Source organism: Allofrancisella frigidaquae, from assembly GCF_012222825.1.
GTDB classification, from domain to species: domain Bacteria; phylum Pseudomonadota; class Gammaproteobacteria; order Francisellales; family Francisellaceae; genus Francisella; species Francisella frigidaquae.
Window position 1 is genome coordinate 926,378 of sequence record NZ_CP038017.1, and the last position, 25,748, is coordinate 952,125.

A 25,748-nucleotide genomic window follows, 5' to 3' on the forward strand; every position below is an offset into this window, starting at 1 on the left:
AATGTCTGAGCAAGAGCAAAAAGAAACTTTCTTTGAATTCCCTTGTCAATTTCCTATAAAAATCATGGCAAATCCTCAAAAAGAAACTATTGAATTTGTGTTGGGTGTTTTTGAAAAGTATGTACCCAATCATGATAAAATTGACTTTAAAACAAAAGAAAGTAAAACAGGAAAGTATATATCTATCACAGCCATCTTTGAGGCTAATAGTAAAGAGCAGTTAGATAATATATACAAAGAAATATCTGCTTACCCTGAGGTACATATGGTTTTATAAGATCAGGTATACTATATAAACAAGCTGGTATAATATATGATTTAGAAACGTTAATCGAATATAATTATCCTTACAACGACAGAAATCTCTTTGCTTCAGAAATTTATATCTACGTGTAAAACCAGCGTTTTTTTACATAAATACAATCATAAATATAACGAGTAATTTATTAAATATGAAAATAACTAAAAAAAATCTTCAATTACAAGAATACTCAAAAGTTTTTAAGGATATGATCACTTTTACCGAAAACCGTACCAATGAAACTACTGATGAGATTTGGTTGGTTGAACACCCTGCTATTTTTACACAAGGAAAACATGGTAAGCCTGAGCATATTTTAAACCTACATAATATACCTATATTTAACACAGATAGAGGTGGTCAAGTTACATACCATGGACCTGGGCAAGCTGTGATTTATTTTTTACTTGATATAAAAAAAAATAAATTTGGAGCCAAAAAACTAGTCTCCATAATAGAAGAGGCTTGCATAAATATGTTAGCTAAACATTATAACTTGCAAGCTCATACAGTTGAAAATGCTCACGGAATTTATATTAATAATAAAAAAATAGCTTCCCTAGGTCTTAGAATTAAGCAAGGTAAAACTTATCATGGCATAGCTATCAACACAAACATGGATTTAACTCCTTTTAGCTATATCAACCCGTGTGGTTATAGTGGTTTAAAGATGTGCCAGATAGCAGATTTCGATAACACAACTTCTGTTGAAAAAGTACATAATCAATATTATCAAGAGTTTATGAAATCATTGGAAAGTATACAATAATTATCATATGTTGACCCCTAATTAATTCCTTTAATAGTTCATAGTTTATTAAAAATCAATATCTCTTATCAAAAATTCGGGATACCTTTCTTAAGTCACTCTAATATAATCGTAAAAGTTACAGAAAGAGGGAAAGAGGGAAAGATTAAAACGCATCGTAAGAAAAAATTACTGCGATTGTGTAGCCACCAATCAAAGGTATTAATAAAAGTCGATAAATAAAATAAATTATTATAGGAGAAAGCACTATGCAACTAATTAAACTTATTAACAAAATGTCTCCACAAGATTGGGATAGTATACAAACAGACACATGTAGGAGCAGTCATAATATTGAGAATTTATACATTATTCGAGATTCAATACTTTCTTTAAATAAACGAATAAACTCAATCTGTAACCTTGATTCAGTATGTGAAAGTAATTTAAATCTTTCAGCCTACAAATGTCACGTCACCAGAATTGATGCTTGTACAACAAGCATAGATTATAAATTGTCTAAAGATAAGCAAGGACTCCGAAGTCTTATTTCATCAATATCTGATATCACTTCACAACCTTCTCTTCCTGCTACAGCAAGTAAAGTTAACGTATTAAATGGTTTAACAGAACACTATGTGAATAACGCGAAAAATTATTATAATGCTCAAAAAATAAATGGAAAGCTATCGCCAACAACTTACAGTAATTATTCTCAAGTCTTAGAGACTATTGATCATAGTTTTACTTGTTTATGGGAAGCACTATTAAAAAATAAAAAAAAGTACCTCGTTACACCTATGACCTCATATGTCAACCAAGCATTATTTTTTTACACAGATTTAGTTTTACAAAGTGACTTAGAAGTACTTAAAACAATATCTCAAAAAAACTTTAACTTCACTTTAACTTCAAAAATATCGGAACATATCGAAAAAATCTTACCAGACCTAAAAATGGAAATTAAAGAACTTAAAAACTATCAGGAGGCAAAAACGAGCAGTTATAGCAACATTTTCCGAATAGGTTACTCCAAAGAACAGAAACTTGCAGCTTTAAACAAATTAGATAACCTAATCGCACATAAAAAAAGTGATTATGATACTAATTTTAGTATTTATAAATTAAATGAAGAAGATAAATATATTCTTAAAGATGGAAAAACGGGTAGGACGCTTGATTCTTTAGCTATAAGATACGGTTTATTGGGCATTGGTAATTTATTAGCTCTATTATAATTTTTTTATAGATTAAACTCTCATAAAATCAGCGTGAATAAGCTTAACTTTGTACGGATGTCTTTGTAAAGCTTTGATAATAACTTTTTCTTCTTTACCATTTATATCTAAAACTACTTCGCTTGAAAAAAATATTTTATCTTCAGTAGCATGTAAAAGTTTATCATGATCCATAACTATAGATATAGCTTCTTTTTCACCACCATATACAACTGCTGGAATTTTACCAGCACTTCTTAGACGGCGGCTCGCACCTGTTCCTAAATCTTCTCTTTTTTGTGCTTTTAAAACAAAATTTGTCATTTTTTATTCCTTATTTTTTAAACAAACAATTAAATACTAATCTATGCGACCCTAGATTAGCTGAGCTATTGTATTAAATTAAGAACTATAATTCAAGTTTAAAAAACCTTAATCTACCAAGCCATCGGTGCGGAAGATATCACTTACAGACTCTTCTCCATTCGTTTTCTCTATTATTTGAGCCAACAAAGGAGCTAAAGAAATAACCTTTATTTTATTACAGTTTTGAGCATTTACCTTAAGTGGAATTGAATCAGTAACTATAAGCTCATCTATAGCTGAATTTTCGATATTTTTAATCGCATCACCAGAGAGCAAAGGATGAACACAAAAAGCTGTTACCTTAGTCGCCCCACCTTTATCAACCAAAGCCTGAGCTGCTTGACATATGGTACCACCTGTGTCCATTATGTCATCAACTAAAATGCAATGTTTCCCATCCACCTCTCCTATTATATTCATAACTTCAGCAACATTCGGTTTGGGTCTTCTTTTATCTACTACTGCTATCTCCACTCCTAAATTTTTAGCTACTGATCTGGCTCTAACCACTCCACCCATATCAGGAGATACTATTTTAATGTTTTCATATTTTGATGGATTTTTACGCACATATTCTAAAAATATTTTTGTAGCAAAAGCGTTATCAAAAGGTATGTCAAAAAAACCTTGAATTTGCTCAGCATGAATATCCACTGACAGTATTCTATCAAGACCAACTGCTTGAAGCATATTTGCAACTACTTTTGCTGAAATTGGAACCCTAGCAGATTTTGATCTTCTATCTTGTCTAGCATAACCAAAATATGGTAAAACTGCTGTTACCCTTTCAGCTGATGATCTTTTTAATGCGTCAACCAATAAAATAAGTTCCATTAAATTATCTGCTGGTGGACAAGTTGACTGTATTACAAATATGTCTTTACCACGAACATTTTCATTTAACACAACATGTATTTCACCATCTTTAAACCTATCAACTGTTGCATTACCAAGAGTTGCTCCTAATTCCTTTGCAACCTCATTGGCAAGCTTTCTTGACGCATTACCACTAAAAATCATCAAATCATCAGACATTTATAAAAAACCTCAATATACTTACACACCACAAAACTAATTTTAATGCTTTTTAAAAACATTAAAAGCTAAAACCTCAAATTTTAATGAAATATTTTTATTGAGTTTTTTCTATTATTTGCTCCTGTCTAATTTATATGATACAAATTTGGCCCCGGTTTTTATAGTAAAAATACTGCAAAATTTGGAACAAAAGCAGTATAGCTAAACTACAAGATACTATTACTGATAGAGTTGGCCAGCCCAAAAATATAGCGCTACTTATATCACAAACTACGCTTACTGAAGATAGTGTTAAAAAAATTATACTAAATCCTTCAGCTTGTTTTTGACGATAATTTTTATATATTTGTGGCAACCAATATATGTTATAGATAACTCCACTTATCGACCCTAATACTAGCAAATACTTAGAATCGAGGTTTTTATATAAAGCTACAGATATTACTAACAATAAAAATGTTATTATAAATACTGTATGTGCAGCTATATATTTGTTTTTTCTATCATTTAAAATTTGAAATTGTTGAATAACTAAAAAACTTAATAAAATAATATCTACTAACACATATTGCCATTGTAAACTAAAACCTACAGCATATATCAAATCAAAAGAGTTTGCTAAAATCATTAAAGAATGTGTCCACAAGCTTATCTCAAAAGTTTTATGTTTAAACTGATTATGAACCATCTGAGGCAAGAAATGCACAAAATATATTATTAGAGAAATGTTTAAAGTTATAAAGCCTATGTTCTGCACTAAAATTCTCCTATTATATTAATAGGAATTTGCATGATCTTGGCCTTTCTACCAAAGGGTACCAAACAAACTCCCTACGCTAATACTAATTAGATCAGGTACAAAGGGTATCTCTCAGCTATTACTAATAAATTTATAAATAGCACCCCTGTTGTAAGCACCAATATAACATAAATAAAAAAGCATTTACATCCTATATTCACCTCTGATAATTAGAAACATCTATTTATATAATAAACCTCATTATTTAGAATTTTCATCCAGAAAGTGGCTGTTGCTTGGAATTATATGATTTAAAGTATAAATTTTATTTACTCCAATGAGCATTTCCTCTAAGATAAACCGGAAACGTTTCTTGCGTTAGTTTATTGTTTTGTTTTTGTAAAAAATATTGTCTGTAAACATAGTCAATTAAATTACTAACATCAAGCTTAAAATCTGTTACCTCCGGTACCAGTTTTATTTGTTCAATAGCCTCACCCACCAAACTAAATCCTTGATACAATTCAGCTGAATACTCTTGTAGCTTATAAACATTCTCTAAAAACACATCATCAGTTTTTTTATTGTACAAGCCTAAATAAAAATCTCCCATTTTAGCATCTAAAACTACTGCTACTTTATCTGAATTAGTAGACGTACTTTTTGCAATAGCAAACATACTTGAGAAACCTACTATAGGAATATCCAACCCAACTGCAAAAGCCTGAGCCACAGCAGCTGCCAAACGTACTCCTACAAAACTTCCAGGTCCTACACCGTATGCTATAAAATCTAGGTTTTTTTTATCAATACCTGCACTTTCAAAAACTTCTTTTATCATCTCTAAAAGAAACTTATTATGCTGACGAGGAATATATTTTGTATTAGAATAAGTCTTATCTTTAACTCTAAGTGCTAGTGAACAATAGGCACTTGAGGTGTCTAAAATTAAAAAATTCATATAATCTAACTAATCACCTGTTTAACTTGATAATTTTTATCTAAAATAACAAATTCAGCATCAAAACCTACTTTAAGTTGCCCTTTCTTTAAACCTAAAGATTTTGCCTGGTTTGTACTAGTCATTTTTACAGCTTCAAAAAGCTCACAACCTGAGAATTTTAACATATTAGCTAATGCTTTATTCATAGTTAGTACACTACCTGCTAAAACACCATTTTCTAACCTTGCTTGATTATGTTTAACAATAACTTTTTGCCCACCAAGCTCAAATATACCTTCTCCTGCTGCCTGAGCGGACATAGCATCTGTAATTAATGCTAGATTATTGCTTCCTTTAATCTCATATGCAAATTTAACTGTATCTGGGTGAAGGTGAACGCCATCAACGATAAGTTCAGCTAGAACTTTTTTAGACATTAAAAGCGCTGTAGCTGCACCTGGATTTCGGTGGTCTATGGGACTCATTGCGTTAAAAAGGTGCGTTGCATGACTACAACCTTGATCTATAGCCTTCAAGGCTTGCGCCATCGTACAATTAGTGTGCCCTATTGAACTAATTATTTTTTGACTATTACAGTATGCTATAACTGCATCAGCATTTTCAATTTCTGGAGCAATAGTTATTTTTTTTATTAAATTATTAGATGCTTTATGCCATTTAGCCAACTTATCGATATCTGCTTTTTGTAGATAATTAGGGTTTTGAGCACCAATTTTACCTGGAGAAATAAATGGTCCCTCTACATGAACCCCTAATATTTTTGCTGTATTTGTATGGTCAAGCTTATTATATTGAGCTATAACTTGCATAGCTTTTGTAATATGCTCATCTGAAGCTGTCATCGTAGTTGCAAGATAGCTTGTAACACCTTGGGCATATATAGATTTTGAAATAGTTTCTAGTGCTTCAATATTAGCATCCATAACATCAGCTCCTTTTGAGCCATGAATATGAATGTCTATAAACCCTGGTATCACAAAATCACTAGCTAAAAGTTGTATCACAGGCAGATTGTAATTACTTTGCTTTATATCTTCTGCAATAGTTTCGATAACATTATTTCGAACTACTACATCTTTATACTCAAATGCTATATCACTATAAATCTTAGCTCCTTTGAGAATATAACTTTGCATAAAAAAACTCTTATAGGTAAAATCTTTACTTATATTAACCAAATTTACAGTTTTTATCTATAATGTTACATTGGTTTCCTGGTCATATGCACAAAGCGACTAAAGAGTTTCGCAAAAAAATGCCTTCTATAGATATAGCTATAGAAATAGTTGATGCACGTATTCCAGATTCAAGTAGCAATCATGTTTTAGAGCAAATAGTTGGTGATAAACCTATCATAAAGATACTATCTAAAAATGATTTGGCAGATCCTAATATAACTAAATTATGGCTGAATTACTATAAAGGTAATGCTATAGCTGTTGATACTCTAACAGATAAAAATATAGTAAAAAAAATACTTGATCTTGCCCAAAAGAAACTACCTAATAGAGGAACGGCGCTAAAACCTATACGTGCAATAATATTTGGCTTACCTAACGTCGGTAAATCGACTATGATAAACAAATTAGCTGGCAGAAAAGTTGCAAAAACTGGTAATGAGCCCGCTGTCACAAAACTACAGCAACGTATAGATGTCCACAAAGGTTTTATAATATTTGATACACCTGGAATTATGTTCCCAAGTCCTAAAAATGAGGCTAGTGGATTTAGAATCGCAAGTATAGGGTCTATTAGAGATACAGCTATGGACTATGAGTCAACAGCTTGTTTTTTGATAGATTTTTTACTTAAGAATAGCCCTAAAGCTTTCCTTTACCGTCATGACGGTATCGAGACAGACCAAAAACACCCTCTAGAAATATTAAAAGAAATCGCTAATACTAAAACTAACTTAAATATTAAGCAAGCTGCTAAAAATATAGTTCATGATTATAGAAACGGACATTTCGGTAGATTATCCCTTGAGAATCCTGAAACAGCTATACTTGAAAAAGAGCAGCTACAACTAAAACCATAAGATATTATAAATTAACCCTTAAATGTAATATCAAGCTATTATATAATTTAGTAAGTAAATTAATTTGTAACTTGTATTTATGTTTAACAAAGATGATTCCACTAAAGTGCCAAAAAAAATAGGGCCTATAATATTAACAAAAAAAAATATCATCAGAGTCTTTATTGCTATAGGGCTTATATTAGTTTTTATTAGTGGGCTTAACAGGTATTTTAGCTATAAGCATCAAGTTTTTTTAGAACAATATTCTACAGCTATAGCTGATATACAAAACAAAAATGAACAAGGATATAACCAAGCATATAAAATTTTTAAAAAATTAGCTGACTCTGATAAAGCAACAATTAAAGATTACTATTATTTAGGATACATGTATCAGTATGGGTTAGCCACAAACGAAGATTATTTCCAAGCGTATAAGTATTACCAAAAAGCCATTGATGATAAAAATCCTGAAGTTTACTATCAGCTAGCTATCTTATATAAAGATGGGCAAGGTGTTAATAAAAACGATGAAAAAGCTATTAGTTATTTTACAAAAGCGTATAACTTAGGTGATACAAAAGCATTAATACCTTTAGATAAATTGCTCGAATCTAATCAAAAGCTTATTCCCAAGGTAGAACCTAAGCTTTTATTTGAGACCTACTTAGCATATAAAGATGGTAAAATTCTAAAGACTAACAGTAGCAACCTAAAAGACAAATTTTTACTTGCTGCTATTTCTAAAGGCTATGAACCAGCTTTAGCTATTCAAGCTGAAGATCTTGCTAGAAATGGGGACAGTAATCAAGCTTTAACACTATGGAAAACTTTACTTTACAGCTCTAATCCTAAAATCTCTGCGTTAGCAAAGTCAAAAATACCAGAACTTCAGAATGTAATTCAAAAGCGTAATAAAGAAGAAGTTCTTATAAAAAGGTCTTTACAAAAAAAGCAATTTATAGAAGATTTATTAAAAAAAAGAGCCATTCAGAAACACATAAAGTACAAAAGACAAGTTGGTTTATCTATACCAAAAAGACAAATTGAAAACCTAACCGGTTTAATGTACCTAAATTTATCTAACATAAACAAAGATTTCTTAGTAAACTTTCATAAAGAGATTGCTGATATATATTTTAATAGTAGTCTTCTACCCAGCCCAACTAATTTGGATATAAGTTACACAAATAAACTCTTAGAATTAGCAAAGCTTAAGCATAATAAGTCTTCTCTATGGTTTAACTTCGATAACCAAACTGATGATAACAAATATGAAGGTTTAGTTTATTACTTCTATAATGATAAAAATCAATACTCCCAAGACTTACTTAATATGATAATTATGCAAAAGCCCAAACCGTCTTCACTAATACCTAATATTAGTACTTTTGCGTTAAATAATAGACCCATACCTGATCCAATAACGTCTACTCCTACCTTAAATCCTGAAAATATCAAAAGGCCAATAGAACTATCACATGAAGAAAAAATCCAAAGAATGGCGATATTTGCTCAAAAAGGAGATTACAAAGAATTTAATAAATTAGAAGAAGCTGCTGATGCTGGGGATGTATACGCTATTTATTACATTGGTAAATATTATTATGAAGAAAAAGAATATACTGAAGCTTTAAAATATTTTAATAAAGCTGCTGACGCCGGCTTCGGTAAAGCATATTACGAATTAGCTAACATCCACTATAATGAAGAGCAAAATAGCGTCCCATATAATGAAGAAAAAGCTATTAAATACTACCAAAAAGCTGCTGAATTAGGGATACGTAACGCTAAAAGTATACTGATGCTAATTAAATCAAATAAATAACATTCTTGTATTAAATTTCTTGGTATTATACACAAAGTTAATATGCTGTTTAAGACATTGAATAAAATCAGCTTAAGTAGTAAGATTCTAAAAATTAATTTGAAAGCCTAAAAGGAAGTTAGATGCTGGATTTAACCCCAGACGAGTTTTATAACGAAATTACCAAAAAAAACATTGGTGTATATACTAAACAAGAACAGACTAAACTACAAAATAGTAAAATAATAATATTTGGTTTAGGTGGCGTTGGCGGTATGCAAGCAATATTATGTGCTAGAAGTGGTATAGGGCATATAAGTGGTGTTGATCCTGATATTTTTGAACTATCTAACATAAATCGTCAAATGATAGCCATGACTTCAACTATGGGTAAGTATAAAAGCCAATCAACTGAAGAATATCTAAAAGATATTAACCCTTTCCTTAGCACAAACTTTCATAACGTCAAAGTCACTGAAGAAAATGTTGATGAACTAATACAAGGTCATGATCTTGTGCTAGAAGCTCTTGATGATATGCCATCAAGAATAGTTGTCCACCGTGCTGCTAAAAAATTTGAAGTCCCTAGTATTTCGATGTCAGGAAGTCCCCCACATCGCGGATTTGTATCTTCATTTTTACCAAATGGTATATCATACGAGGATGCACTTAATATACCTACTAAAGGCAAATCAATGTCTGACCCTGAAGTAGCAAATTTTGTTTGTGACATAAAAAAGAAGAGAGCTCAATATTCTGTTACACAAGGAGCTCCACAACAGTGGGCGGATGATTTCTGTAGCGGTAAAGCTGGTTGGATAATCACCCCAATAAGAGCCAGTCTCATTGCTTCTTTTAGCTGTCATGAAGCTATACAGATATTAATAGGACAAAAACCACTAGCTGCTGCTCCTAAGGGTATATATATAGATATGGATAATCTAACAAACCCTGTTCAAGTAATAAATCCAGAATATGGTTTTTGGGAAGCATATAAAATATAGATAAAGGAATTAGCTCATGGAAAATATTGAAAAACAAATCTATGCAAGGAATATAGGTGTAATTACGGATCACGAACAAGCCAAATTAAAAAATTCTAAAGTTACTGTAATAGGTGCTGGTGGCGTTGGTGGTATTACATTAATAAGCTTAGCAAGGATGGGGTTTGGAAATATACAAGTTATAGATGGTGATGAGTTTGAGTACTCAAATATTAATCGACAAATGTTATCAGGTGTATCGCGTATCGGCAAAAATAAAGCTCAATGTGCCAAAGAAACGATACTAGATATCAACCCAAACATACATGTCTCTATTCGTCAAGAGATGATGACCGAAGATAATATAGAAGAAATCATAATTGGTTCTGATCTGGTAATAGATGCTACTGATAACCTTGTTAGTAGAGTGATTATTCACAGAGCCGCTCAGAAGCTAAAAATACATTCTATTTGGATAGCTGTAACTCCTCCTTTTAGAGGAGGTGTAATGGTTTTTTCTGATAGGACTCCTGCATATGAGCTTGTATTAAATCATCCATCGTATGGTAAAAAGCTAACAGAAGAAATAAAAAAAGAAATATCTGCTATTAAAGATAGACGTGCAAAAATTTCTGTAGAGCATGGAGCTCTTGCTGACTGGGCAGATTCATATATAAATGGTAATGCTCCATGGGCTGTTATCTGCCCTGTTGCAAATATTGTTGGTATTTGTGCTAGTTTTGAAGCCTTTAAAATAATCCTAAATCGTAAAACCCTAAAGCCAGTTTATGCTCCAAACCTGCTTAAGATAGATATGGCTAAAACTACTATGATAGAAGAAATAACCCCAGAAAATGGAACTTGGGATAATGCTGAACTCTAAAAAACTCTCTAAAATATTTGCTTTTGCGTTAATTTGCTTGCTATTTGTGTTTGTTACTTCACTTATAAGTAAGAATGCTAAAAACTCTAACTTGGTATCATCAGACTACTATATTAGTTATGGTACTCAAAAAATTCATTTAAAAGAAAAAAAACTTACTACAAAAAATACCAAAGACGTAATTATGCTTATAAACCCTTTGAGTATCCCATCTATAGTTGCTTTTGATGTTCCTAATCATTCCCTTATGGATTCACTAGCTGAGAGTGGCTATGATGTTTGGGCTATAGATTTTATTGGAGAGGGCAAATCCTCTTACCCTAAAATAATGCAAATAGATCCAGCACCAAAAGGCACTTATCCACTACAGGCAACTCAAGCAATAAAACAACTAGATAAAGCTATAGATTTTGTACTTAACAAAACCCAGCAAAAGAATATGGCTATATTAGGCTGGTCTTGGGGTTCTGTAGTTGCAGCTATGTATACAACTGAAAATCCACACAAAGTAAGCCATCTGGTTTTATATGGGTCAATGTATTCCTCTCGTCTAGAAAAGCCTATAGAACCAATGTTTATCCAACCATTTGCTGGTATAAATGATGAATTTAATGAAGAGTTGCCAGACTACCAAAATATACCTTGGCAAATGATTAAACATCACTGGCAAATGATGCTAAAAGATGATAAATCTATTGTTAGTGATCAAACTATAAATCAAGTTGGAAAAGCATATATCAACATAGATCCTGCTCCATACATTCCAGATAGTTTACGTCGTCCTATGGGTCCTATGAAAGATTTGTATTCTATATGGAACGGCAAACCAATATATGATATCTCAAAGCTAACAACTCCTACATTAGTTATTTATGGTGACCAAGATTTATTTGCTGATAAAGAGTTGTACAGCAAATTAACTAATGTAAAAATTAAACAGGAAGTAAAAATAAAACACGCAACACATTGGCTAATCTATGAAAAAGCCCGTGATCAATTTATTCAAACTATGTTAGATTTTTTAGATAAGAAATAATTATGAGCAAAATCAAAATACTCGACTGTACGTTACGTGAGGGAGAGCAATCACAAAACACTTGTTTTTCTGTAGTAGAGAAGATAACTATAGCTAACAAGCTTAAAGATTTTGGTGTAGATGTTATAGAAATTGGACATCCTGGAATATCTAAACAAGAAGAACTCAACTGTGCAAAAATAATTGAGAATGTTAAAGATATAGATATACTAGTCCACTCTCGAGCATTAGTAGAAGATGTAGAAGCTGCTGCTAAAACCAATGCTCAATGGATTGGTATCTGGACATCGTTTAATGATATATCCCTTTCAAGTAAGTTTAATAATAAATCTAGAGGCTGGATTAAAGGCCAAGTTAAAAAAACGGTAACGCTAGCAAAAGATTTTGGTTTCAAGATAAGATTTAGTATAGAAGATGCTTCTAGAACGCCTTTAGAACAAATTCTTAATTTAGCTACCACTGCCATACAAGCCGGAGCAGATAGAATCAGCCTAACAGATAGCGTTGGTGCTTGGCACCCTCAAGAATGCTACGATATAGTCAAAGCTGTGAAATCAAAACTTAATTGTGAGATAGAAGTACACCTTCATAATGATCTTGGATTAGCTCAAGCAAATGCTATATCGGCTATACAAGCTGGTGCAACAGTGATCGATACCTCTATACTAGGTATTGGTGAAAGAGCTGGCATATGTGACTTAATACCTTTAGCTAAATCTTTAGATAAGTTTTATGATGTGAAAAAGTTTAATTTTAAACTTAGTCAAGAGCTTGCAGATATGATATCAAGAGTTAGCTGTTTTAACATTGAGCCCCACCATCCTCTAGTTGGCAGAAACGTATTTACACATACTTCTAAATATCACGCGAAAGCTACAAAAAATAATCCAAAAGCATATGAAATAATAGATCCTAGTGAGTTTGGTGAGCAAAGAAAGATTATAGTAAATGAATTAAATAGAACAGAAACCCAAAGAATCAATGATAATTTAGAAGTAAAAATCCCTTTTATTAAAGGAGCATCTGAACTACTTCACCACCGTGATGGTGTCGGCGCTAGGTGGGTATTTATGGATAGTCGTATCGATCCTAGAAGCCAAATATACATTATAGAAAGAATATTTGACAAAGATTACTCTACCTCCTATGAATCTCATGTTGATTCACATGCTCATAATTGTGATAGTACATTTGTATTTATGGGGAACAATACTGATGGCACTGGACTAAAAGTAAGTGTTACATTTGGAGAGGACGCTCAAAAAACTACTAAAATAATACAAAGTCCAGCTTCTGTATATATCCCTGCTAATGTTTACCATAGCTACTCATACATATCAGGAACAGGGAGATTTTTAAATTTCGTATTATCTCCAAACTATAATCAAAGTATAGTAAATAGGACGGTTACAAACTAATTACAGGGATCTTTTAATGACTGGTATTATCAAAAACTCATACACCATATTAAATACGCCATATATAAAATCATGTACTTAATTTGTATATTTGTTTATCCCCACAACTATCAGAAATGATGTATAACAAAAGAGTAATTTATACTTATGAGCGACTATAATCAATTAAAATTAATCAGCTTAAATATTTTGAAAAAAATAAATAATAATTTAGGTTCTACAAATATAAAAAATACTTTTTATTCTCCACATTTAGATAAATACATTGTAAATGAGGGGATCATCTCAAAAAAAAGAAATTATACCATAGATGCTTTAACGTACGAAAATATAAATGAAATAAAGACAGAAAAGCTCTCTTTAATGAGAAACATAATTAGAAATTATATGAATGAACAAAATTTTCAAGGAATGAACATCGAACATAAAAGATTCTTCCTACGTAACAAAATAAGGTTTTTATCAGAAAAATATGGTTTAGGGAACTGTGAAGAACTGGCAACACAAGCATTTTTTATGTGGTGCATTAATTACTCAGAAATTTATAACGATGTATGTCTAGCTTTCTTCAAAGTATCGGAAAATTATTACAACACAAGTTTTAAACCAGAAGAGATAGATCACATTTTTGTAATTGTCGGACATAATGAGTATGGTGATAATTCAATAATCATAGACCCATGGTTGAATCAGATATTTACATTAAAAGAGTTTAAAACAAAAATGAAGTATAACATATTTAATGTGCCGTCTATGGATATAGAAATTAGAAAAAAATTTTCTATCAAAGACTTTGTTATATAACATATTTTTGACGCAGTAGCCACTCAGAGTTATAATTTAACTCCCAAAGTAACATATTTATAAAATACGATAAATTGGACTAATTCAATACTTTCTAACTGCTTCTACATCTTAATTATTCTCTTCGTAAACGCCCTCTTTCCAATGCTTTCTACATACAGAAAAATATTTGGTATCAATTTCTTTTAGAGAATCATCATCAATAACTATTGGGTTACCATGTTTTAATACTTTACCATTTTGAACTATCATATTAAAGCTTGCCTTTTTACCACAGTGACAAATTGTCTTAACTTCCTCTAAGGTATCAGCTATAGACAAAAGTAAAGCTGCTGTTTCGAAAGGTTGTCCTAAATAATTGGTACGCAAACCATAACAAATTACAGGAATCTCTAAATCATCTACGATTTCCGATAATTGCCATACTTGTTTAACTGTAAAAAAATGTATTTCATCTATTAATATACAATCAGTTTTTGTTTTTAAATTATACTGTCTTACAAACTCAAAAATATTATCTTTATCTGTAAGAGAATACGCATCTTGATCTATACCAATACGAGATTTAACCTTATTAAGACCAGCTCTTTTATCTATAGCAGACGTTAAAACCAGAGGATGCCTACCTCTATCTTCATAATTATAAGCGACTTTTAGTAGATCTAACGTCTTACCTGCATCCATAGATGAATATCTAAAATATAATTTTGCCATTAGTCTTTTCCTACATTCTAAACCTTTCTTATTATATTAATTCCATGACGAATAGGCAAAACTAATGTCTCAATATCTCTTCGTTGATTCACATACTTATTAAAATCATCTAAAGCTTTTGCTCTTTTATCTTGTGGATCTAAAACTTCTGCCCGCCATAAAATATCATCTACAATTATGATCCCTTTATCGGAAAGCTTATCTATTAAAATATCAAAATACTTTTGAGTTTGCTTTTTATCTGCATCTATAAATGCAACATCAATACAATTTGGCATACTTGACAATATTTCACTAGCATCTCCTTCTAAGTATTCAATATTTGGATATTTAGCAATAAACTTTTTAGCTACTTTCTCACCAGCTTGATTTGGTTTATCAATTGTATAAACTTTTAAATTTGGAGAAACTTCAGCCATTGCTATTGCTGACATACCTGTAAATGTACCAACATCAACACATATTTTAGCTTGGGTACTAAATACAAAAAACTGTAAAAGCTTTGTAACAATTTTTTCAGATAGCATCTGAGCACCATGGACATTTTCTTTGGTAGAGGATACAAGCTGCTTCAAATTATCAGATAAATTACTAGTATGCTCAATGCAATACTGCCAAATACTATCTTCCGCGAACAGGTTTTGTTTCATTGACATTTAAAAGGATCTAACTAAAACTCTTAGTATTTTGCATTACCAATTTAGATAATGAAAGTGCTTTTGAATATTTTTTATGTTAGAATTTCGATGAATTTTATTATAAAAAACTCTCGATAAGCTTGTTGAGTTGTTAATAAATTGATAAGTTTCTGAATCAAGTTCTAAATGGTAGTTATTATATAATTCCAAACTAGATCCAGAGTTTCAAACTATAAAAATAAAATAACATTTAAAGGTTTTTATTAAATGAAAGAAGTAAAAAAAGTTTTTATTAAAACTTTGGGTTGCCAAATGAATGAGTATGACTCATCTAGAATGCATGAAGTTCTAAATGAGCATTTTAATACAGTTAAAACAGAAGATTATAAAGATGCTGACATTATATTAATTAATACTTGCTCTATTAGAGAAAAGGCTCAAGAAAAAGTTTTCCATGAACTTGGTAGATGGAAAAACCTTAAAAAAACAAAAGAAGATCTAGTCATAGGTGTCGGTGGTTGTGTTGCATCTCAAGAAGGTGAAAATATTATTAAAAGAGCTCCATTTGTGGATTTAGTATTTGGCCCTCAAACTATCCATAGATTACCTGAGATGATCAAACAAAAAAATCAAACTCAGCAATCACAAGTTGATATATCTTTTCCAGAAGTTGAAAAATTTGATTATCTTCCTGAACCAAAAGCTGAAGGGGCTAAAGCTTTTGTATCTATCATGGAAGGTTGTGATAAATATTGTTCTTATTGTGTAGTTCCATACACACGTGGTCCTGAAGTAAATAGACCATTTGAAGATGTACTAGCAGAATGTGCTATTTTGGCTGAACAAGGAGTCAAAGAGATTACTTTACTCGGTCAAAATGTTAATCACTACTTAGGTCCAATGGAGAATGGTCAAGTAGCAGACCTTGCTTTACTTATACACTTTATAGCTGAAATTGATGGTATTGAAAGAATTAGATTTACAACATCTCATCCAGTTGAGTTTTCTCAAAACCTAATAGATGCTTACGCAACTGTACCAAAGCTAGCAAATCATTTACATTTACCAGTTCAACATGGCTCTGATAGAATTCTTATAAATATGAAAAGAAACCACACTATCTTAGAGTTTAAACAAAAAATCAGAAAACTACGTGCTATACGTCCAGATATTACGATATCATCTGACTTTATAGTTGGCTTTCCAGGTGAAACAGAAGAAGATTTTCAAAAGCTATTAAATCTTGTTAAAGACGTTCACTTTGACCAGTCATTTAGCTTTATATATAGTAAACGCCCAGGTACTCCTGCTGCTGATTTACCAGATGATACACCTATAGAAGTCAAAAAAGATAGACTTAAAAGGTTACAAGATCTACTAGATAGTAATGCCCAAATCATCTCTAGACAAATGGTAGGAACTAAGCAGCGTATACTAGTAGAAGGAACGTCTAAAAAAGATGATAACGTATTATCTGGTAGAACAGAGAATAACAGAATCGTTAATTTTAAAGGTGATAAGTCTTTGATTGGTCAGTTTACTGAAGTTAAAATAACAGAAAGCTTACCACACTCTCTTAGAGGAGAACTTATCTAACATATGAATAAAACTCAGTTTGTTTTAGAACCATACAACTATGATTCCATGATGCTACTTTGTGGCAACCTTGATGAAAATATCCGTGCTATTGAAAACTATTTTTACGTTGAAATAAAACACCGTGCTGATGAATTTGAGATTTCTAGTGAATCTAGTGCAAATAACACTCAAGCTAAAAGATTTATCAAATCATGCTATGCAGAAATCTTATCTGGAAATACAGAGTTAGATTTAGAGCAAATAACTACTATCTTAAATGCTACAGCTAAAGAAAAAACTTCTCAAGTTAAGGCAAAAAGGCCTTCTGATGAAGCCGAAGTGCAACTTAGAAGTAAAAAACTAAAAGCTAGAACTTCTAACCAAGCTACATACCTAGATAATATTAAAACCAACTTTATAACGTTTGGAGTAGGTCCTGCTGGTACAGGTAAAACTTATTTAGCTATAGCATGTGCAGTTGCTGCTTATGAGCGTGGTGAAGTACGAAGAATAGTGCTAGTCCGTCCAGCTGTAGAAGCTGGTGAGAAACTAGGGTTTCTTCCTGGCGATTTAGCTCAAAAAATAGATCCTTACTTACGTCCGATGTATGACGCCTTATTTGACTTTATGGGCGTCGAGAAAGTTACTAAACTTATCGAGAAACAAGCTATTGAAATAGCTCCTTTAGCCTATATGCGTGGACGAACTATTAATGATTCTTTTATAGTGTTAGATGAAAGTCAAAACACTACCAAAGAACAAATGAAAATGTTTTTAACTAGAATAGGCTTTAATACTACTGCTGTAATTACAGGAGATATTACACAAATAGATTTACCAAAAAGTGTTACTTCAGGTTTAAAACATGCTCTTTCAATCCTTACAGATATAGACGGTATCGCTATTAGCTACTTAAAATCTGTTGATATAGTTAGACATCAAATAGTACAAAAAATTGTCAACGCCTATGATAAGCATGAAGAGAATACAAACTATGGATAGTTTAGATCTAAATATTATCAATGATGATGAATACCCCATACCAAATGAGCAGGTCTTATTAAACTGCTTTGAGCTTGTTGCACAACGTCATAATGTCAAAGCTGCTAGCGTTAATCTAAACATTGTCTCAGATGATGAAATAAAAAATATAAATAAGCAATTTCGTAATAAAGATAAACCAACAAATATAATATCATTTGAATTTGAGAAACCCCAAGGGCTACCAGATGGTATTATAGAAGATTTTCTAGGAGATATAGTTATAGCTCCAAATGTATTAGATAAAGAAGCTAAAGAACAACACAAAAATTTACAAGATCATTGGTGTCATATTTTTATTCATGGCTTATTACATTTACTAGGATACGATCACCAAAATGACACCGATGCTAATATAATGGAAAGCCTGGAAATTGAGCTACTAGATAAATTGAATATACCAAACCCATATCTTATAAGAGAGTAAATATGACGGATAATAATAGTCACGACCAGCTTAAAAAAGATAAAAGCCCTTTCATCAAAAAACTTACCTCAAGTATCTTTACTATTAAAGATGAAGAAGACCTAATTAATGCAATTACTAAAGCTACAAATAATGAGGTTATAGATAAAACCTCACAAAATATGCTACTAGGTGCTATAAAAATATCATCACTTGATGTGGGAGATATCATGATATCCCATACTAAAATAGTGGCTGTAGATATGTCTATGAGTATAAATGAGATTTTAGAAAAGACTATCCTCTCAAGTCATACACGTTTACCTGTTTATTGCGAAAACAAAACAGAAATATTAGGCGTATTACATGCTAAAGACTTATTAAAACTAATTTTTGACGTGGAAATACAAGGATATACTAAAACACACCTTGAGTCTGAAGACATAAAAAATATACTTCGACCTGCTATTTTCATTCCTGAAACGAAAAAACTTAACTCTATGTTAAAAGATTTTAAAAACAGTCAAAATCATATAGCTATAGTTGTTGATGAGTACGGAGCAATCTCAGGGTTGATAACTATAGAAGATATTTTAGAAGAAATAGTTGGTGATATTGAGGATGAGTTTGATACCATCAATGAAAATATAACTAAAATAGCAGACAATTCGTTCTTAGTTGAAGCTACCACTGCAATTGAGGATTTTAATGAGTATTTCAATACATCTATAGATGATGAGAATGACTTTGATACTATTGCTGGAATGATTATCCAAACTCTTGAATACCTTCCCAAAAAAGGCGAAAGCATAGTTGTTGAAGACTTCAGATTTACTATACAAGAAGCTGATAACCGTAAAATAATAAAAATTCTAGTAGAAAAATCTAAAAAATAATGAAAAAAACTATCCTTAACTTAATATTAGCCACCTTAAGCGGTAGCCTACTTACTCTTGCATTTGCTCCTTTTCGCATAGATATTATTGCGATAGTAGCATTATGTATTTTCTTCTACTTATTGAATAAATGTTCTAAACTCAAGAGCAGCTTTTTGATATCAGCTTTTTTTGGTATCGGTTTTTTTGGCACAAGTATTTCCTGGGTTTATATAAGTATACATTTATTTACAGATTCAGTAGTAGCTGGCATAGTTGCAGCTATAGCTTTGGTTATTTTGTTAAGTTTTTTACATACTATTCCATTTGGCATAGGTAGCTATCTTTTAACAAAAAAATCGAACAACTTTATAAAACTATTAATATATCCAGCTTTATGGACATTATTTGAAGTAGTAAAAGCTAACTTACTATGGGGAGGTTTTCCTTGGGTATCTCTTGGTTACTCACAAACAGAATCACCTTTAATATGGTATGCTAACGTTGGCGGTGTGTATTTTGTTACATATATTATTGCTTTAATTTCGGCACTTATAGTTTTATACCTATTTAACAAAGCTAAAAACATAAGAAAAACTAGTCTTATTATTACTACAATAACTTTAATATACATAGGTGGTTATGTTATTTCTAAAAATCAACCTAGCACTCAAACTAATGAAGTCCAAAAAGTAGTCCTAGTTCAAGGCGATTTCATCCAGGGATTTAAGTGGAACCAGGATAACTTTATTAAAATGCAAGCTTACTATAAAAGCATGGCAAGTAAATATCAAAATTCATTAATTATATTAGCAGAAAATGCCCTGCCTGATTATCGTCAATATCAACACTTATACTTTGAGGAATTAACAAAAATAGCAAACCAAAATAATAATGCTATATTAGTAGGCTCACTCAGTATTGATAACTCAAAAATCTATAATAGTTCTACAATATTAGGTAAAGGTAAAGGTATATACAATAAACACCACCTAGTACCATTTGGAGAATATTTTCCGATTAAGTTTTTTGGTTACATAGATAGTGTTGGTCTTAGCAATTTTAATGCTGGTACAAGGATTCAACCTATAATGCAAGCTTTTGACTATCCTTTGGCTAACTTTATCTGCTATGAAATCGGTTACCCTGAACAAGTTCGTGACCAACTACAAGGTGCTAGACTAATATCCGTAATAAGTGATGACTCATGGTTTGGTGACTCTATAGCTCGTGACCAACAACTACAAATATCTCAAGTTAGAGCAATAGAAACTTCCAAATATGTATTAGCTACTACTAGTAATGGTATAACCGCCATCATTGACCCTAGTGGTATTATTGTTAAAGAGCTTCCTAAAGATACTCAAGCTACTTTAGAATCAGAAATTTATCTTAATGATTTTGAAACAATTTGGTTAAAAATTGGTATGTCTTTGATATTTTTGGTTATTGGAATTAGTATAATTTTTGTAACAATATTCAAAATCATAAAGGAGCGCTTTTACTAATATGGCCTACTAGGTATAAAAGTGGATGGAAATAATCTTATAATATTAATATTATCAAAGATAAAAAATCCCATCACCACATAGAAGGTCATTACACTATAAATGGCTTATAGAGGCTCTGGCTGAAAACTAACAATTTTACTCAAAATCAACTACAGCATTCTCTATTAAATTTTTATCAATTTCTTTTTTAGGTTTTATACTTGAAACTTGCTTAAGTTTTTCAACTTGGCCAATTAAATTACCGCGCCCAGTTTTTAGTTTAGTAAAAGCATTTTCATAAGATTTATTAGCATCATTTATAGACTTACCTACTTTTTCTAAATCTTCAATAAAGCCTACAAACTTTTTATATAACTCTTCTGCTCTGCTGTATACATCAGTGATGCTCTGAGCTTGTTTTTCATATCGCCAAGTATTTTCAACTGCTCGTAAAGCTACTAATAAAGTAGTTGGGCTTACTAAAATTATCTTCTGCTTGAATGCTTCATCATATAAGTTTACATCATTATCCAACGCTAAAAGTAATGCTCCTTCTATCGGGATAAACATAAATATAAAATCTAATGAATTTATACCTTTAAGATTTTCATATTTCTTATCAGCTAAACCTTTTATATGGTCTTTTATGGATTTTATATGAGCTTTTAATTGTGCTTGTTTATATTCATCATCAACAGCTATATAGTCATTATAAGCAACTAATGAAGTTTTTGCATCGATTATAATATCTCTATCATCAGGTAGTTTCACAACCACATCAGGGCGAAAAGCTTTACCCTCATGATCAATTGTGTGCTTTTCTCTAAAGTATTCAAACCCTTCTCTAAGACCAGATTTTTCAAGGACATTCTCAAGTACCATCTCACCCCAGATACCTTGTTGCTTAGTGCTACTTCTTAGAGCATTTGTAAGGTTATGAGCTTCTACAGTCATCTTTTGATTTAGTTCTTTTAAAGTTTTGAGCTCATTTTGTAATGCACTTCTAGCGTTAGATTCTTTATCGTAAACGTCTTCTACTTTTTGTTTAAAATCTTTTAACTGTTCTCTTACAGGGTTTAAAACGTTATTTAGGCTTTCATGATTACGTTCATTTAGCTTTTTAGAATTATCTTCAAATATCCTATTTGCCAAATTCTCAAATTCAGTTTTTAGTTTTACCTCATTGTTTTGTAATTGCTCTAGTTTTTCCTTTAACTGAGTTTGTAACATTGAGATTTGCGATTTATACTCTTTTATCTCTTCAATATATTTATCAACCTTAATTCTTTCTGCTCTTAAATCTTGTTTTAGTTCTTCAAACCTTTGAACGCTATCTTCCTTTAGCTCAGTATTTTTTTGCCTTTCACTAGATAGCAAGATGTCAAATGTCGATTTTTCACTTTCCAAAGCTAATATTTGAGATTGTGCCGAGCTTTTATATTCCTCAAAAACTTGTTTGATATTTTTAACTTCTTTAGCTTTCTTACCACACGAAAAAAGAAGCACTATGCCCAAAACAATAGTAAATAAAGCTAATCCCATTATCAATGCCATTAATCTAACCTTTAACCTAAAAATCCTAACTTTAGGTGCCAGTATAACAAATCTACCTTATTTTTGTTTTTTAAAATTAAAATCTTAAAACTCTCTAATGAAAACTCTCCCAAATTTCTTGAGCTAATTTTTTACTTATTCCTTTCACTTTTGCTATCTCATCTACAGAAGCTTTGCTTAGCTCTTGCCAGCCACCAAAGTGCATTATTAAAGCTTTACGACGTTTTGGTCCTACGCCTTCTATTTCCTCAATAATTGACGATTGCTTATTAGAAATAATCTTTTTACGCTGGCCTTTTATAGCATAGTCATGAGCAGAATCTCTTATTTGACGTAGCAACAAAAATCCTAAATCATGCTCGTCTAGAATATATTCAGTATCATCAAAACCTTTGTAGATTTTTTCTTTACCGCTTATACGCTCTACACCCTTACCTAAACTTACCAGTTGAATTTTATCTTGTAAGTCAAATTCTTCGATGATCTTTTCAGCTTGATGGATTTGCCCTTTTCCACCATCTATTATCATAACATCAGGAAGGTTGTTTGCTTCCAATCCTGAATTTACACGTCGATATACCACTTGGTAGATTGCTGCATAGTCATCACCTGCTTTAATATCTTTAATATTGTATCGACGATGTGACTTACGATCTTCACCATCATCTGTATATACTACACAAGATGCTACAGTTGCTTCGCCTTGAAAATGCGAAATATCAAAACATTCTATACGCTTAATATCTTTATCTAGCTCTAAAAATTCTTTTAAAGAAGCTAGTCTCTTTTGATACTGTGTTTTTGATGTAGTATAAATATTTAGCTTTTGTCTAGCATTTACTTCTGCTAATTTTAACCATTTTAAGTTATCAGCTGCTGGGGCTATTATCCAATTTATAGATTGGCCAATTTTTTGTGAAATACTTACTAACAAATCCTGAATCTTACTAAAATCAACTTTAGACAAAATTATATTCTTTGGCCAAATATTACGTATCTCATCACCAAGGTAAAAATGCGATAAAAAAGCATGCATAATAGACGTTTTATCTTGCCCTTTTGCGTCTATACTCCAATGTTTATCTGCAACCACATCACCATTTTGGATCTGCAATAAAGCTATACTTGCGTAATTATCTTGTAAATATATACCAACTACATCAAAAGTTTTATCTGCTTGAATATCTACTATTTGCTGCTGTTGTAACTTTCTAAGTACTACTAATTGATCTCTGTAAACTTGTGCTTTCTCATATTGCATATTTTCAGAAGCTTGATGCATCTTTTGGGATATCTCCTCTAAAACACTACTAAATCTACCAGCTAAAAATTTTTTTAAGATAGCTAACTGCTCATCATATTGCTCTTTGGAAACTAACCCTACACATGGTCCAAGACAATGCTTTATTTGATACTGTAAACATGGTCTAACTCGTGATTTATAATATGAATTCTCACATTGTCTAATTGGGAAAATTTTTTGAATAATATTAAGAGTATTTTTCACAGATGATATGGAGACAAATGGTCCGAAACATTGGCCTTTTTTATAGGCAGATTTTCCTCTATAAAATGCTATCCTTGGGAACTTATCTCTCGAAATAACTAAATATGGATAGCTTTTATCATCTTTAAATAAGATATTATACTTTGGTCGGTGTTGTTTGATTAGATTATTTTCTAATAAATAAGCTTCATAATCACTTGGTGTTATAGTTATCTCTATTTTTGCTATTTGTGAAACCATCATTAAAGTCTTACTATCTTTAGCACCTTTTGAAAAATAACTATTTACACGGTTTTTAAGATTTTTTGCCTTACCTACATAAATAATCTCACCATGTTTATCAAGCATACGATAAACACCAGGATGTGTTGTTAAATTTGCTAAAAAACTTTTCAAATCAAAGCTTTTTGTTTCACTAGGGATCATTTGTATAGATAATTTCTTATTTTAAATACTAATAAATATATAAAAATGTTAGCATATTAAAGTTTTTTAATACATTGTTTAAATACTAATGCTGATTCAATCTCAAGATGAACTTAACAAGGCCACTGCAAGGATATCCCAATATCCTCAAATAGCTGTAGATACTGAATTTTATTGGATGCGAACTTATTACCCTGAACTTTGCTTAATCCAGATAGCTACAGGAAATGACATTTTTTTAATAGATACCTTAGAAAATTTAGATTTTTCAGCTTTAAAAGCCATCTTTGAAAATAAGAATATACAAAAAATTATTCATTCAGCCACTAATGATGTCCCTATTATTAGAAATTTTTTGGAGTGTAATATCAACCATATTTTTGATACTCAGTTAGCAGCAGGTTTTTTGGGGTTGCAACCTCAGATCTCTTTGAAAAACCTTCTTAAAGAAATCTTAGATATAGAAATGGAAAAAGAATCTCAATTTTCTGATTGGCGAAAAAGGCCTCTCTCTGACAATCAAATAATTTACGCCATAAACGATGTTAAACACCTTATAACTCTAGCCCAACTCCTAGAAAAGAAACTCTCTGATATAGGTTACCATAAGCTATTTTTAGAAGATTTATCTCAGATAACCACTATGGAATTTAATTCTGTAGAAAATGTTCATAATAGAATAGGTAATATTCAAAAGTTTAACGAACAAACTCAAAGAAATATTATCTTATTAGCTCAATGGCGTGAAAAGATTGCCCAAGAAAAAAACATTCCATTAAGATATATATTTGATAATAAGTTGCTCTATCTAATAGCTCATATATCTCCTGCCTCCCTAAATGATTTTGAGCACATAGAATTAAAAAAGTTTAAACCCTGGATTAAAAAAGGTATAATTAGCACAATAAATTCAAATAAATGCATTCAGAATCTAATAACTGAGAAAAAATCTACGAGTAAATTATCAAACGAGTTAATCGAACAAATTATAGATTTTTTTAACTCTCAGATTACAGATTTTAATTTTGACAGCAGTATCATTGCTTCAAAAAAAGACATTCGCTCGTTAGTTTACAACCTTAAATTAGACAGTCAAAATATTAATAATAAATTGCTTAATGGTTGGCGTTACAAAATAGTTGGTAAAAACTTAAAAGAGTATATACTTAACCACATTAAATAAAAATATATAAAA

General features: G+C 31.2%; 25 protein-coding genes and 1 riboswitch. Of the genes, 16 read left to right on the forward strand and 9 right to left on the reverse strand.

Going from position 1 to position 25,748, the window contains the following annotated elements; translation table 11 throughout:
- Window position 1: 1 nt before the first annotated feature.
- From E3E15_RS04280 to E3E15_RS04290, 3 genes are all read left to right on the forward strand, one after another.
- On the forward strand, window positions 2-277 hold the full coding sequence (locus tag E3E15_RS04280; RefSeq protein WP_035719263.1) for a YbeD family protein: 276 nt from the start codon (window positions 2-4) through the stop codon (window positions 275-277).
- A gap of 175 nt (window positions 278-452) precedes the next feature.
- Complete coding sequence (gene lipB / locus E3E15_RS04285) at window positions 453-1,070, forward strand: lipoyl(octanoyl) transferase LipB (protein WP_172106712.1); 618 nt, start codon at window positions 453-455, stop codon at window positions 1,068-1,070.
- Window positions 1,071-1,318: 248 nt separating this feature from the next.
- A complete protein-coding gene (locus tag E3E15_RS04290) occupies window positions 1,319-2,287 on the forward strand; it encodes a hypothetical protein (protein ID WP_172106713.1) in 969 nt (322 codons plus the stop codon).
- A gap of 12 nt (window positions 2,288-2,299) precedes the next feature.
- Here the strand turns inward: E3E15_RS04290 and rplY are convergent, their stop codons facing one another.
- The 5 genes from rplY to nagA all read right to left on the reverse strand — a co-directional run bounded on the left by rplY (window position 2,300) and on the right by nagA (window position 6,509).
- Window positions 2,300-2,590, reverse strand: coding sequence for a 50S ribosomal protein L25 (gene rplY, locus E3E15_RS04295; protein ID WP_035719266.1), 291 nt, complete (start codon window positions 2,588-2,590; stop codon window positions 2,300-2,302).
- A 108-nt stretch (window positions 2,591-2,698) separates the two neighbouring features.
- On the reverse strand, window positions 2,699-3,667 hold the full coding sequence (locus tag E3E15_RS04300; RefSeq protein WP_035719268.1) for a ribose-phosphate pyrophosphokinase: 969 nt from the start codon (window positions 3,665-3,667) through the stop codon (window positions 2,699-2,701).
- 133 nt (window positions 3,668-3,800) lie between these two features.
- Window positions 3,801-4,427, reverse strand: coding sequence for a PQ-loop repeat-containing protein (locus E3E15_RS04305; protein WP_172106714.1), 627 nt, complete (start codon window positions 4,425-4,427; stop codon window positions 3,801-3,803).
- A 53-nt stretch (window positions 4,428-4,480) separates the two neighbouring features.
- Window positions 4,481-4,587: riboswitch (TPP riboswitch) on the reverse strand.
- 147 nt (window positions 4,588-4,734) lie between these two features.
- The gene (tsaB, locus tag E3E15_RS04310) at window positions 4,735-5,370 is read right to left on the reverse strand and encodes a tRNA (adenosine(37)-N6)-threonylcarbamoyltransferase complex dimerization subunit type 1 TsaB (RefSeq protein ID WP_172106715.1); all 636 of its coding nucleotides are present in this window, start codon (window positions 5,368-5,370) and stop codon (window positions 4,735-4,737) included.
- Window positions 5,371-5,375: 5 nt separating this feature from the next.
- On the reverse strand, window positions 5,376-6,509 hold the full coding sequence (nagA, locus tag E3E15_RS04315; protein ID WP_172106716.1) for an N-acetylglucosamine-6-phosphate deacetylase: 1,134 nt from the start codon (window positions 6,507-6,509) through the stop codon (window positions 5,376-5,378).
- Window positions 6,510-6,571: 62 nt separating this feature from the next.
- Here nagA and ylqF point away from each other — a divergent pair, with 62 nt between their 5' ends.
- The 7 genes from ylqF (at window position 6,572) to E3E15_RS04350 (ending at window position 14,324) form a co-directional block, all read left to right on the forward strand.
- A complete protein-coding gene (gene ylqF / locus E3E15_RS04320; RefSeq protein ID WP_172106717.1) occupies window positions 6,572-7,411 on the forward strand; it encodes a ribosome biogenesis GTPase YlqF in 840 nt (279 codons plus the stop codon).
- A 79-nt stretch (window positions 7,412-7,490) separates the two neighbouring features.
- Window positions 7,491-9,221, forward strand: coding sequence for a tetratricopeptide repeat protein (locus tag E3E15_RS04325; protein WP_172106718.1), 1,731 nt, complete (start codon window positions 7,491-7,493; stop codon window positions 9,219-9,221).
- 122 nt (window positions 9,222-9,343) lie between these two features.
- Complete coding sequence (locus E3E15_RS04330) at window positions 9,344-10,204, forward strand: HesA/MoeB/ThiF family protein (RefSeq protein ID WP_172106719.1); 861 nt, start codon at window positions 9,344-9,346, stop codon at window positions 10,202-10,204.
- Between the two features lie 16 nt (window positions 10,205-10,220).
- Complete coding sequence (locus E3E15_RS04335) at window positions 10,221-11,066, forward strand: HesA/MoeB/ThiF family protein (protein WP_172106720.1); 846 nt, start codon at window positions 10,221-10,223, stop codon at window positions 11,064-11,066.
- Window positions 11,053-12,102, forward strand: a complete 1,050-nt coding sequence (locus tag E3E15_RS04340; protein WP_172106721.1) for an alpha/beta hydrolase — start codon at window positions 11,053-11,055, stop codon at window positions 12,100-12,102. Before E3E15_RS04335 ends, E3E15_RS04340 begins: the two co-directional genes overlap by 14 nt.
- Window positions 12,103-12,104: 2 nt before the next feature.
- Window positions 12,105-13,520, forward strand: coding sequence for a homocitrate synthase/isopropylmalate synthase family protein (locus E3E15_RS04345; RefSeq protein ID WP_209451671.1), 1,416 nt, complete (start codon window positions 12,105-12,107; stop codon window positions 13,518-13,520).
- Window positions 13,521-13,667: 147 nt separating this feature from the next.
- On the forward strand, window positions 13,668-14,324 hold the full coding sequence (locus E3E15_RS04350; protein WP_172106722.1) for a hypothetical protein: 657 nt from the start codon (window positions 13,668-13,670) through the stop codon (window positions 14,322-14,324).
- A 111-nt stretch (window positions 14,325-14,435) separates the two neighbouring features.
- Here E3E15_RS04350 and E3E15_RS04355 read toward each other — a convergent pair whose 3' ends face one another.
- Both E3E15_RS04355 and E3E15_RS04360 read right to left on the reverse strand, forming a co-directional pair.
- Window positions 14,436-15,038 (reverse strand): thymidine kinase, encoded by a 603-nt coding sequence (locus E3E15_RS04355; RefSeq protein ID WP_172106723.1) that lies wholly within the window; start codon window positions 15,036-15,038, stop codon window positions 14,436-14,438.
- A gap of 17 nt (window positions 15,039-15,055) precedes the next feature.
- Window positions 15,056-15,688: an O-methyltransferase gene (locus E3E15_RS04360; protein ID WP_172106724.1), complete on the reverse strand. Its 633-nt coding sequence runs from the start codon at window positions 15,686-15,688 to the stop codon at window positions 15,056-15,058.
- A gap of 255 nt (window positions 15,689-15,943) precedes the next feature.
- Here E3E15_RS04360 and miaB point away from each other — a divergent pair, with 255 nt between their 5' ends.
- Genes miaB through lnt form a run of 5 tightly spaced genes read left to right on the forward strand, consistent with a single transcriptional unit; the run spans window position 15,944 to window position 21,084 of the window.
- On the forward strand, window positions 15,944-17,272 hold the full coding sequence (miaB, locus tag E3E15_RS04365) for a tRNA (N6-isopentenyl adenosine(37)-C2)-methylthiotransferase MiaB (RefSeq protein WP_172106725.1): 1,329 nt from the start codon (window positions 15,944-15,946) through the stop codon (window positions 17,270-17,272).
- A gap of 3 nt (window positions 17,273-17,275) precedes the next feature.
- On the forward strand, window positions 17,276-18,256 hold the full coding sequence (locus tag E3E15_RS04370; protein WP_172106726.1) for a PhoH family protein: 981 nt from the start codon (window positions 17,276-17,278) through the stop codon (window positions 18,254-18,256).
- The gene (gene ybeY / locus E3E15_RS04375) at window positions 18,249-18,722 is read left to right on the forward strand and encodes an rRNA maturation RNase YbeY (protein WP_172107235.1); all 474 of its coding nucleotides are present in this window, start codon (window positions 18,249-18,251) and stop codon (window positions 18,720-18,722) included. Before E3E15_RS04370 ends, ybeY begins: the two co-directional genes overlap by 8 nt.
- A 2-nt stretch (window positions 18,723-18,724) precedes the next feature.
- Window positions 18,725-19,597, forward strand: a complete 873-nt coding sequence (locus E3E15_RS04380) for a CorC family transporter (protein WP_172106727.1) — start codon at window positions 18,725-18,727, stop codon at window positions 19,595-19,597.
- Window positions 19,597-21,084: an apolipoprotein N-acyltransferase gene (gene lnt / locus E3E15_RS04385; protein ID WP_172106728.1), complete on the forward strand. Its 1,488-nt coding sequence runs from the start codon at window positions 19,597-19,599 to the stop codon at window positions 21,082-21,084. Before E3E15_RS04380 ends, lnt begins: the two co-directional genes overlap by 1 nt.
- 138 nt (window positions 21,085-21,222) lie before the next feature.
- Here the strand turns inward: lnt and E3E15_RS04390 are convergent, their stop codons facing one another.
- On the reverse strand, window positions 21,223-22,620 hold the full coding sequence (locus E3E15_RS04390) for a DNA recombination protein RmuC (RefSeq protein ID WP_172106729.1): 1,398 nt from the start codon (window positions 22,618-22,620) through the stop codon (window positions 21,223-21,225).
- Between the two features lie 94 nt (window positions 22,621-22,714).
- Window positions 22,715-24,553, reverse strand: coding sequence for an excinuclease ABC subunit UvrC (gene uvrC / locus E3E15_RS04395; RefSeq protein ID WP_172106730.1), 1,839 nt, complete (start codon window positions 24,551-24,553; stop codon window positions 22,715-22,717).
- A gap of 88 nt (window positions 24,554-24,641) precedes the next feature.
- On the opposite strand from uvrC, the gene E3E15_RS04400 reads away from it, so the two are divergent.
- Window positions 24,642-25,736 (forward strand): ribonuclease D, encoded by a 1,095-nt coding sequence (locus tag E3E15_RS04400; protein WP_172106731.1) that lies wholly within the window; start codon window positions 24,642-24,644, stop codon window positions 25,734-25,736.
- The last annotated feature ends 12 nt before the right edge of the window (window positions 25,737-25,748 follow it).